General features: G+C 35.9%; 14 protein-coding genes. 4 read left to right on the forward strand and 10 right to left on the reverse strand.

Features of this window, described 5'->3' with window-relative positions; genetic code table 11:
* Positions 1 to 55 precede the first annotated feature (55 nt).
* From D0T56_RS09085 to D0T56_RS09100, 4 genes are all read left to right on the forward strand, one after another.
* The gene (locus tag D0T56_RS09085; RefSeq protein WP_163319829.1) at positions 56 to 1,159 is read left to right on the forward strand and encodes a hypothetical protein; all 1,104 of its coding nucleotides are present in this window, start codon (positions 56 to 58) and stop codon (positions 1,157 to 1,159) included.
* Between the two features lie 378 nt (positions 1,160 to 1,537).
* Positions 1,538 to 1,804, forward strand: a complete 267-nt coding sequence (locus D0T56_RS09090; protein ID WP_163319830.1) for a hypothetical protein — start codon at positions 1,538 to 1,540, stop codon at positions 1,802 to 1,804.
* Positions 1,805 to 1,816: 12 nt separating this feature from the next.
* On the forward strand, positions 1,817 to 2,404 hold the full coding sequence (locus D0T56_RS09095) for a hypothetical protein (protein WP_163319831.1): 588 nt from the start codon (positions 1,817 to 1,819) through the stop codon (positions 2,402 to 2,404).
* Between the two features lie 11 nt (positions 2,405 to 2,415).
* The gene (locus tag D0T56_RS09100; protein ID WP_163319764.1) at positions 2,416 to 2,577 is read left to right on the forward strand and encodes a hypothetical protein; all 162 of its coding nucleotides are present in this window, start codon (positions 2,416 to 2,418) and stop codon (positions 2,575 to 2,577) included.
* Positions 2,578 to 3,211: 634 nt separating this feature from the next.
* Here the strand turns inward: D0T56_RS09100 and D0T56_RS16635 are convergent.
* The 10 genes from D0T56_RS16635 to D0T56_RS09150 form a co-directional block, all read right to left on the reverse strand.
* On the reverse strand, positions 3,212 to 4,372 hold the full coding sequence (locus D0T56_RS16635; RefSeq protein WP_221412346.1) for a hypothetical protein: 1,161 nt from the start codon (positions 4,370 to 4,372) through the stop codon (positions 3,212 to 3,214).
* A 189-nt stretch (positions 4,373 to 4,561) separates the two neighbouring features.
* Positions 4,562 to 4,996: a DUF3872 domain-containing protein gene (locus D0T56_RS09110; protein WP_163319832.1), complete on the reverse strand. Its 435-nt coding sequence runs from the start codon at positions 4,994 to 4,996 to the stop codon at positions 4,562 to 4,564.
* Between the two features lie 15 nt (positions 4,997 to 5,011).
* Positions 5,012 to 5,587, reverse strand: coding sequence for a conjugal transfer protein TraO (locus tag D0T56_RS09115; protein WP_185153868.1), 576 nt, complete (start codon positions 5,585 to 5,587; stop codon positions 5,012 to 5,014).
* Between the two features lies 1 nt (position 5,588).
* Entirely contained in the window at positions 5,589 to 6,557 is a 969-nt protein-coding gene (traN, locus tag D0T56_RS09120; RefSeq protein ID WP_163319834.1) for a conjugative transposon protein TraN, read from the reverse strand.
* 41 nt (positions 6,558 to 6,598) lie between these two features.
* Entirely contained in the window at positions 6,599 to 7,879 is a 1,281-nt protein-coding gene (gene traM / locus D0T56_RS09125; RefSeq protein WP_163319835.1) for a conjugative transposon protein TraM, read from the reverse strand.
* 14 nt (positions 7,880 to 7,893) lie between these two features.
* The gene (locus D0T56_RS09130; RefSeq protein ID WP_163319836.1) at positions 7,894 to 8,184 is read right to left on the reverse strand and encodes a TraL conjugative transposon family protein; all 291 of its coding nucleotides are present in this window, start codon (positions 8,182 to 8,184) and stop codon (positions 7,894 to 7,896) included.
* A gap of 11 nt (positions 8,185 to 8,195) precedes the next feature.
* Positions 8,196 to 8,819 carry a conjugative transposon protein TraK gene (gene traK / locus D0T56_RS09135; protein ID WP_163319837.1) on the reverse strand — a complete coding sequence of 208 codons (624 nt, stop codon included), beginning with the start codon at positions 8,817 to 8,819 and terminating at the stop codon, positions 8,196 to 8,198.
* A 26-nt stretch (positions 8,820 to 8,845) separates the two neighbouring features.
* Positions 8,846 to 9,838: a conjugative transposon protein TraJ gene (traJ, locus tag D0T56_RS09140; RefSeq protein ID WP_163319838.1), complete on the reverse strand. Its 993-nt coding sequence runs from the start codon at positions 9,836 to 9,838 to the stop codon at positions 8,846 to 8,848.
* A gap of 20 nt (positions 9,839 to 9,858) precedes the next feature.
* Complete coding sequence (locus D0T56_RS09145; protein ID WP_163319839.1) at positions 9,859 to 10,488, reverse strand: DUF4141 domain-containing protein; 630 nt, start codon at positions 10,486 to 10,488, stop codon at positions 9,859 to 9,861.
* Positions 10,489 to 10,523: 35 nt separating this feature from the next.
* Positions 10,524 to 11,006, reverse strand: a 483-nt coding sequence (locus tag D0T56_RS09150) for a TraG family conjugative transposon ATPase (protein WP_163319840.1), incomplete at its 5' end; no start/stop codon positions are given.

Genomic DNA, 11,006 nt, shown 5'->3' on the forward strand with positions numbered 1-11,006 from the left:
CAATTTGATGTAAGAGGCTTTTTTTATATTTGTATTAAACTTATAATCTGATATTATGGATGAATTAAAGACAAAATACACACGTAAAGAATTATATGAATTAATCTGGACAGAACCTCTATATGGTTTGTCTCAAAAGTTTAATATCAGTTATCCCAATCTAAAAAAACTTTGTGATAAAATGTGTATTCCATTACCACTCAAAGGTTACTGGACTAATATAAAACTCAACAAACCTGTAACAAGAATTTCCTTCATTGAAAAGTATGAGGGAGATTTACCTTTTATAGATTTTAATGCTTTAGATACTATTAATATTCCTGAAATATCTTTTCAGGGAAAATTAAAATTACAAGAGAAAAATGTTCAAAACGATAAAAGGTTGACATTTAAGATTCCGAAGAAATTTAACAATCCAGACAAACTGATTTTAGACTATCAGAGAAGAGGGAGTATGTATACTAATGATACCTTAAGAATAAAAACTTCAGACTCGAATATTAATCGATCTTTATTATTCTTAGATACCTTGATTAAAAATCTCCGAATTAGAGGACATGGTATTGAAGTTAAATATGAAAAAACTAAATTTTTGTATAACAACGAAGAAGATTATCTGAATTTTAGCATTCTTGAAAAATCTAATTGGAAACAGGAAACTAACAAATGGGGCCGTACAGATAATACGCTTGTATTCAATGGAAAACTTTGCTTCCGCTGTGGGCATTTCAATTTTGATCAAAAAGAATGGATCGATAAAGATGATCTGCTAATTGAAGATAGAATGATAAATATCATTGCCTATATGGAAGTTAAAGGGAAAGAAGAATATGAGTTAAGATTAGAACGTGATTATCGGCATAAAATACAGGAAGAAGAGGAACGTATTAAACGTGACTTTAAGAAAAGCCAAGAATTGGAATTACTACATTTTAAAGAACTCTTTACCTTAGCTGATCGCTTTCAAAAAACTAAAATCATTCGAGATTATATAAATGAGTATGAGAGAAATATCCTTGAGAGGAACATGATGACCGAAGCCGTTCAGAAGTGGATTTCTTGGGCCAGAAAGAAAGCAGACTGGTATGACCCTTTTCTTGAACTGGATGATGATCTATTTGAGTCGTTAGACAGGGATTCATTAACATTCAGAAAATAAAAATATACTTTGATTTTTATTTCGCTTATGTAGAGATATTTTTTCAAATACTTTAAATTCTATATTCCAGTAAATATGCTGTGATAGCATATAATTGTCTAACCATTTTAATATACACATTTCGTTTATCTACACTCATTCCCCAAATCTAAGGTATTCTTTAGAGTTGTGGAGTCTTGTTCGAAGAGCAAAGGTATAATCGTGTTTTAGATATTCATATTCGGGGCCTGCGGTTTTCAAAACAAATCTTCCTCCTTCCCTATCGGGCGAGCGTATTTATTTCGAAAAAATATGCCTATCCTAAAAGCACAATACCCTATGTTGCCCTACGAAACAAGAAACTCCTAACTCCGAAAGGATGCCGCAAAAAAAAAGGTCATGAAAATAAGAAACGAAATAAAGAAACAAGAAAGCTCCCTCACCTCTGGAATTAACATAAAAATTGGTTTGAGAATAGCTTTACTGATGGTTGGTACATGGTTCGCCTACAAAGTAGGTATCTCGGTTATCTCTGTAATCGGAATCTACATACTTGTTCGTAGTGTATTTAGTATCATTCGTTTATCTGTAAAAATTATCTTTCATCTCTTCTCTATCCTATTTCTGACAGCAATAGTTTCTCTTGTCCTATTATTTATCTTCTAAAACCCCAGAATCATGGAAAACAATTATAAGAATCTCAATAAATACGAAAAGTTGGCTCAGATACAGGATTTACACCTTATGAAAAGAGAGCGTTCGTATGCAGCTAAATATCTAAAGGCTTTATGGCGAAATGATAGCGAAATAATAGCTGAATATGAAAGTTTTGGTAATTCTGCCCGACAACTCTTGATGAACAGACGAGAATACGATCAACATCTTTTATTTGGCTTTGCGGATATTCAATTCAATGAATATGGATGGTTGGAAAGGCCTCAGTTTTTAGATATTGAACATTTTGAGTTTCCGCATCGGGACGGATGGGCAGTCAGCAATCATATCACTATTGGTAGAGGTGTCAATGGAAAATGGTCTTATGGAGTAAGTTATTCTTGTAACACTAGTGGAGGTGGTTATGGCTTAGGCATATGGGGTAAAATCTTTGATGACAGAAAGAGTTGCTTAATATCTGCTTTGCAGGAACTAATGGATAAACTCAGAAAGGTAGATCAAGATAAATATACTGCTCGTGTATTGAAACAAGCTAAGGATTTATTTGATACGGTTACAGGGAGAAAGGTGATACAGTTGGAATTATTTTGAAATGGATAGATATGTACAGATTATATTTAGGATTCAAATTATTAGGCGAATTTGATAGTATTCCGAAAGCCAAACTATTTGCCCGAGATAGCGGATTAAGCGGAGCATTTAATTTGGTTGGGGATAATTATCGGGATAGTTGGTACGTATTTGAAAGTGAAAAAGTAAAATGAGGATATCAATAAAAGGAACGGATTGAAATTTTCAGTCCGTTTTCTATTTATACCTAAAATACAGGATATTAAATAAATATTTGTAATAATATATATAGGATAAATAACAGCAATAGTTTTATTATTTCTTTTATTCCATCTTTAATCAATTCTTTCAAAGCAGATTTAATTAGAGTGGATATTAAATCCGCCCAATCTTTAGTGTGTTTTTTATGAGAACTGCGATTCCTGTACTTACGATTTCTCTTTTGTTTGTTCTTAGACATAGCTATTCAATTAAAAAATGAAATCGAAAGCCCTGCCTCGCCCTGCGAAAGTCAGAAATGATTTTCAATCGTCAAAGGACAAAAAAGAATACTTATTTTCATGTAAATAATTTATTATGTAGTTTGCTGTTATAAAGATATTTACAGGCAATTATCTAATTATAAAAGAAATATAAATACCCTATCAGCCTAATAATCTCCACAAAATCTCCGAAAAAAAGGACAAAAACATGAGGTTTGTCGCCATTTTTTGTGTGAAGTTGTCCTTTCTATGGACAACTTATCCAAAAATAAAAACACATTGTCTTATATTGACAATGTGTATATACTGTATTTATAGATAGATATCTAGTTTTCGACAACTTTATTTATCTCATATCTTTACTACGACTGATTTGCGAATTTGTAAAATATCCAAATTCTTTTTGAACGATTTCGATTCTACGCTTCATTTCCTCATTTAGTTCTGGCAAGTCGAAATAAGCTAAATCAAACATATCGTTTCCATCCTTATCAGTCCCAAAAGTCAAACCAATTATTTTAGAAACATTTGGATTCTCTTTTTTAGCAATCATGCATCTTAGTTGCAATTCATTCTCTTTCGATTCCCAATTTTTCTCATCAGCACGAAGAAATACATATGTATGATTGGTATAAGGTTGTTCTTTTAACATTCTAGACCTTATATTTCTCTTAAACATATCTTCTAAAACAATACCTAGTTCTCTTCTATTTATTCTCGGTTCTAGATTTATAGCTCTAGTTGCGGCTTCTAATTCAGAATGTTTATCTTTATCTTTCTTCCCTTTAATATGTAAATCATATAGAGTTGTTATTATTTCATCCCAGATATAACTTGGCTGTATATCTTTTTGCCATTCAGCATATTCATTGGATTTTAGATATTCATCCCATAAACCCTCATCTATTATTATTGTGTCAGGAGTATAGTCGAATTCCAAAGAAGTTCTGATATATAAAGCTAAAAAATCAATCTCTTTAGGAACACTTACTATTTTCCCTTTGGTAAATTCTTCTTTAGCTTTTAAATAGTTTATAAAATCAGGAAATGTATCTAGTTCATTTATAACAGTAAAAGTTGAATCTTCGTCAAATACGTGAACATATCCGTTGCCAAAATCCCCAGTATCCAGTGGAAAATCTTTTTTACTTCCGAAGGCAACTGCAATTCGATAAATTGCTCGATCTTTTTTTTCAGGTAATCTTATTTTAGTTACTCTATCATTGAGTGTAATCTCATTTATATTCTCTAAAAATCTTTCAGCTCCGTATATCTGTTTTACAGATGCATCTATTGCTTTACTATGCCAACGATTATATTGCACTGAATGATCTGAATGATCCGATACTTGTATGTCTTTTATAGAAATAATTATGATGTCATTTCCACAAATGATTAATACATCACATAATTCTTTGCCATTCTTTCCTAGCGGACTTGGGTAACTCCAAAAAGGAAGGAAAGACTTTTTACAAAGTTCCGATACATATTTTTCAGATGGTGTCATAGTTTAAGTACTAGTTATTTATCAAAGATAAGATAAAAGAAAGTCGAACAATAAAAAATTATCCGACTTTCTTATTTAATTATTCTATCTCCTCTCCCCACAACTCCACATCACTCGGAGCAGTATAAATGCTGTAAGCGAGGCAAGCCAGCATTATCACTTCAAATACCAACCATGCAATAAACCAATTCATTCCTTAGATGGATTATCGGCGTTATCATTGGAAAAAGTAAATGACAATTTAAACTCGTTCCCAAAATTATCCGAGAAATATATATCTATCACTTGCTGATCTTCTGATTGAGAAGTATAATACAGTCGAAAAATCTCTTTCTTGAGTTCGTAGGTATCATTCGGCAAGAACACCGTCCCATCATCCAATTTCAATTCACCTTTGCCGTCAGGTTGAAAATATCGGAGATAGTATTTTGTATTTTCATACTCTCCTGAACGTTCTAATTGACAACGAATTTCAGCAGTCTCTCCCACTTTCAGTTTCTTCGGAACAGGCAAGTGAGTAACTTGAAATTCATAGCTTTGCTTAATATCAAGATTATCGCTACAGGCACACGCTATTGCGGCCAGCAATAGCGTAAAGATTATATAGGATGCACGTTTTCTCATTTCTATATTGTTTTTTTAGTTGATAATAAACTTAATCCCTGTCCCAATCTGTGTATGGAACTTATTGATGGATGAACCGAATAATATACGTTCCCTTACATTCAGCAGAAGTACAAATCTATTCGAGAGGTAAGTTTCTATTTCAAAAGTTACAGCACCACCATACAAGAAGTTATGTTTGCTGGTAATGGTTGCCCCGTCAAACAACAATTCCTTACCCCAGTTCACGGTTTCATATCCGGTCATTGCCGAAGCCCCGACAGAAAAGAAAACCGTTTTACTCGCATCCGATAAGAAGTTCAGGTAGTAACCGCCTTCAGCCGTTATCTGAGATACAGGAATAAGAATATCCTTATACTTATGCTTTTTTTGCAGATATTCTGCTCCAAATAACCAGCGATTACGGTTTTGAGTATAAGTTGAAAGAGCCAGTCCAAAACTAAAAGCCTGTTTATCCCCATTTGTTAAGTTGAGGCCATCGACAGCTCCGACTGTAAACTGTAAACCCTTTTGTCCCAGTAAGTACCGTTGAGCCTGTGCTTGCCCTATCAGGGTAAAGCACAGCATTAGCAATGATATAAACTTTCTCATCTTATTTGATTTTGAGTTCATTAATTACTTTAGCTCTCAGCAAATCGGCATTGGTCACAATAAAGGTTTGGTTGCGACCACCATTTTTCTCATAGAGTTCTATGACCAATTGCTTATCATCAGGTATTGTAATTTTATCAATGGTAAATATGGTTCGTTCTGTATTACTTCCTCCAACAGTAGATATAAAATTATAGGCACGTAAAGGATAGATAACTGTTTCCTGTATAGTTGTACGCTTAGTTACTTTCTTGTCTACCACCTTCATGCGGATAAAATCTATATCTAAAGGGATATTTGATGAATTTTTGATTTGTGTATGTAAATACAGAAGCCCATTGTGGGTATAGATTCCTTTGAGTAGATATTGAATACCAAATCGTTTAGAACCGATATGCTTGATGAACTGCTCATTATTTTGATGGATAGAGCGATTGATAAGATGCACTAAACGAGGAGATTCACTTCCCAATTCTTTCAGGTAGATTTCCTGTGCATTGTTCGGACGATTGGTAGCTATACCATCGTGCATAAAATCTTTCATTTCGATATTCAGTTTCTCTGGTTCATCCGCATACTTAATATTGAAAGTATAATAACTGCCTTCTTCAGTAATGACAGCCATATTAGTCTCAGTCTCAAAATTGCGAATCGCAGCTTTTATTCGGATCACATTTTCAGAAGTTCCTGCTTTGCCTGCAACGATGTTATTAGAACCTAAGTCCACATATTTAATCGAGGATGGGAAAATAAGGTGTACTGTTTTGTCAAAGGTTACTTCCAATCCGTAAGGCGGAATCATTCTATCAAAGGTTATTTTTTTACTCAACCCCTCATAGTAATCTCCCGATGATGGCTTGAGGACTTGCTGCAACTCATCTTGAAGAACCTTTGAAGTCTCGTTTTCACTTTGAGCATTCATCGAAAGTATTCCGATCATACTCATAAAAATTGCTATATATATTTTCATTTATTTTGTATTTTAAGTTTGAATATTAATCAATTACACATTTACTGATTCTCTTTAGGCATCAACATTAGTTTATAGCCCGATTTCAGCTTCACTTTCACTTGTCTGATTTTCTTGGTCAGATATTGAGAAGTACCTTGCATCAAACCTTTAGTCAAGTCGGAAGCTATTTGCTGTCCTGCACTTTGGGTAATACTAAAACTTGTGCCTACACTCTGTCCCATGTTAGCGGCAATTTCTTTTAGGGCATCCATTTCTAAAGAGCCGGGAATATAGATTCCTTTCTGACCATCCGAATCGAAAACAGTCATTTCCACAGGAAGGATAGTTTTGTCATGCTCAATACTGGCTATCAGAATACCCAATCGTTCCCCCTGAATCTTTGCCATACCTGTGATAATGGTATTCTCCGGAATAATCGTACTGCCCGCCATTAAAGGTTCGGTCAGTCGGAGTCGAACGCTTTGACCGTCAACTATAGTCTGGTCATTATCAACAATAGCCGAGATGGTATTCTTTTCGGTAATACTCTCTTTCTCATCCATTGTGTTGAATCCAAAATTGCGAACCTGATCGTACTGAACAAAAAGCTCGTCATTACTGAATTGTTGGTGCAGAGCGGATACTGTTTGTTCCCGAACCTGTTTAATCGGAGTAATTATTGTTTTCCCATTATTGGAAGATCCTTTCGCAATTCTTTTGCTCAGGCTTTCATTTTCGGAAGGCTGGTTTTGCCCTTGTGGCATATACTTTGCAGCCATTTCGTAGGATTTTTCCATTAATACCAACTGTTCGTCCACAGCACTTTGCTTATTCTCCTTTTCATTTATTTTAGATTCCAATTCCTCCAGTTTCTTTTTCATCTCTTCTTTTTCGGGATCATCTTTGGGCTTTTCATAGAAGTTTCCCAATGTTTTATTGATATCCCTGTAAGCAGAAACTGAATTGTTGATCGAAGCTTTCTCGTCAGAAGCTACTTTACGTTTTTGTGGTTCATCGCCCAAGTCTATACTAACTCTTTGGCTTTTGGAGTTTTCCAACATATCGGCATAACCTTGTAGAGATTGCATTCGGTCTTTCTGCCGTTGCTCTATCTGTTCTTGTTCATAGGCACTCATTTTGTCGCCAACAATACCGTCCTTCTTCGGTTCAGGTATATCAGCATTAAAACCCATGCCTATCTGCTCTTTGGCCTTATCTTTCTCGGATGGGGAGAAGATTAGCCAAATACATCCTGCACAAACAATTGCCATCAATACGAAAATTGCATATTTTTTAAGCTTTTGTTTTAACTCTTCGCTTATTTTTAATTTTTCAGCCATATAATCCAAATATTTTATCGTTCGTAATCATTTGATATTGAATCCTGAAAGTCAAAATTTAGCTCCCTCGGTTTTGACTTATTGAGTTCTAATTGTTTGATATGCTCTATCTTCAGCTGGTCCTTACGCTCTTGTTCTCGTCCCCAATTACTGATTGCGGTAAATGTGAAATAGAGGTTTAGTATCGTAAATAGTAGAAGCATAATGACAATTACCGTCAACCGTTTGTCAGGTGTAATTTCTCCGCAGAGATCTTTCAGTTTATCTTCAATCCAGTAGCCGAGTTCTTTAATTCGTTCTCTCATTGGTTCAGGCTTTATCGATCCAATACTCTCAAATCCTTATTCTCCCGTATCTCGAAACCTTCGATAGTAAATCCATGCGGATTATTATCGGAGCGGACGGAGTTCAAGAGTTTACAAGTGGTAATCAGGCTACGTTCGGTAATATTACTTTCCCGGATTATCATTTGCCGTGCATAAGTTATAATCTGATACGGATACACATCCAGATTGCAGGAAATGCTATCTACTTGTGCAGTCTGATTTATATTTCCTGAAATAATTCGGTTATAATATCCTTTCTCTGATAGGTCCTTGTAATAATTGAAAGCAGATTTATCCGACAGTAATAATGCCCTTTGGATATTACTTTCGATAGCCAATTTATCAGGCGAAAGGGTAAAGAACAATTCGTGAAATCGTCTGACGTGTTCACGGGCTTCCACAGGACGATTTTGGGATAAATCCTGAGAGAGTGCAAGCATCAGTGATTTGCCATTATCCAGTACATAGATTTTCTGACGTTGTGTTTCTGCAAAATCGTAGGCACTCCAAACGGAGTAGCCTGCGATAATAGCACACAAACAGAGAAACACAATGCTGAATATGCGAAGTTGCTTAAAGCTCGATTCGATATTTTTTAATGATTTGAATTCCATTTTTATATTTATTAGTTAGAAAAGCGTTATCGCCCCATCAATTTTCCTGCTACATTTCCCGCAGCAGCACCTCCTACACCACCAACCATAGCACCTGCTTTAGTCGCTGTATTGTTGATATTCTTACCCATATTGCCCATACCTCCTGCTTGAATAATCCATCCCGAAACAGTCGGTATTGTAAAATATCCGATGATGCCGATAATCATAAATACGATGAAAATGGCATCGGAGTTGTCTAATGAGAAGTTGGGGTCAGTCTGCATCCGTTCGATGTCAGCCTGTAACATCAACGATTGTAATCGGGCAAGTATGCTACTGAACAAGTCCGAAACAGGTAACCACAGATACACCGAAATGTACCTCGTTAGCCATTGAGTGAGCGTAGATTGAAAACCATCCCAGACCGATATCGCAAAAGCCAATGGACCGAGAATGGAAAGAACAATCAAAAAGAAAGTACGGATCACATCAATAACTAATGCCGCTGCCTGAAAGACAAGTTCCAATATATCTCTGAATGCTTCCCGAATAGCTTTCTTTGCATTGTACAAACCTCTTTCGATATACATTCCTGCAATTTGCCCTGCATCGGTTATACCCAACTCATCCATCTGAGCATCAAAAACAGCGTTGTCCACCAAATAGGCTGTTTCAGGATTGCGTCTCATAGCTTCATACTCCAACTTATCTTTTTGCTCTGCGTATTTCTGCATATCGAATGTTTCGGACTCTAACATCCCATGTGTTCCCTGTACAACAGGACTCATAATGCTGTTAATTGTTCCAAGAACGACAGTCGGAAAGAACATAATACACAAGCCGATAGCAAACGGACGGAGTAAAGGATAGACATCTATCGGCTCGGCTCTCGATAGGGATTGCCAAACCCGATAAGCCACATAGAACAAAGCTCCTAACCCCGCAATTCCTTTGGCAACACCAATCATATTGCCACACAGGGGTATCATCTGGTCATAGAGTGTCCTTAATGTTTCGTGAAATTGATTGAAATCCATAGTGATGACTGTTTTATTGATTACCAATATCTTTCATTCGGATTGCCATACAAAGCTGTCACTCGTGCCGTTTCTCCTTTTTTCTTAGCTCTGAGATAGGATATACCGATATTCTTATTGGTATAGTACTGTACCAGATTGCGATAGTTAAGCATGGCATCGTAGGAACTATTCACGACATCAATTCTTTCTTTATCAGTGAGAGACAACGTACTGATATTAACTACTCCTTTCAATTCGTTCAGCACATCGTTACTTTGTTCCAATAGTTTGGCATAGCCGTTGGCAATAGCATTGAGTTCTTCTATGGAATAATTGGGGTCGGACATCATTTTCTGAAAGGAGTGGACATAAATATCCGATATCTCTCCGACCATCAAGATGGTTCTCTGTACCTTCTTAGCATCTTTTACCAGATTGTTAACTGCTTTCAAAGCATCATAATACTCTTTACTCTGATTGTAGACTTTTTGAACTTCTTTGAAGTTGTTTATCATATTTTTGGCAGTACTTGATGTCTCTACAACCTGTTTGCTTGTATTGACAATACTTTGAGTAAAATTACTTGGGTCCCAAACCGTCCATTGGGCACTCATATTCGTTGTGAAAAGCACAAGGCTCACGCACAACATGAAGATTTTTGTTCTCATATTGAATATTGTTTTAATGAATAAAAAATGATTATTTAGCGTTTTCGCTTACTCGCTGCCAGTTGTTTTATAGCGAGTTCGATATCTCCGTCCAACGTTTCGGCTAAACGGAAAAGTTCGAGTTTTTCAGTTTCTTCGGTGGTATATGTATAATATTCCTCCAATGAAACTTCTGTAGCATAAACCGCAGATTGCATACCTCCTAAGCCAATCCAGACTTCTTTGTATATCCGATTCGGATTGTTGGACATATTAATGGAAAGGATCTGCGATTTCTCTTTTTCGGTCAATCCCAACATGGCTTGTATCGAATCAAACTTGTTCATATACTTGCGTTGGTCTAAGAGTATTTTACAATCCGAATTATTGATAATCGCTTCCTTGACAATCGGAGACGAAATAATATCGTCTACTTCCTGCGTTACCACGATAGCTTCTCCAAAGAACTTGCGGACAGTTTTGAGTAGGCTAAGCACCCAGCGCCTTATCGCATTACTGCGGTAGGTTTCCGAGCACTC

Source organism: Dysgonomonas sp. 520, from assembly GCF_010501095.1.
Lineage (GTDB): Bacteria > Bacteroidota > Bacteroidia > Bacteroidales > Dysgonomonadaceae > QVMP01.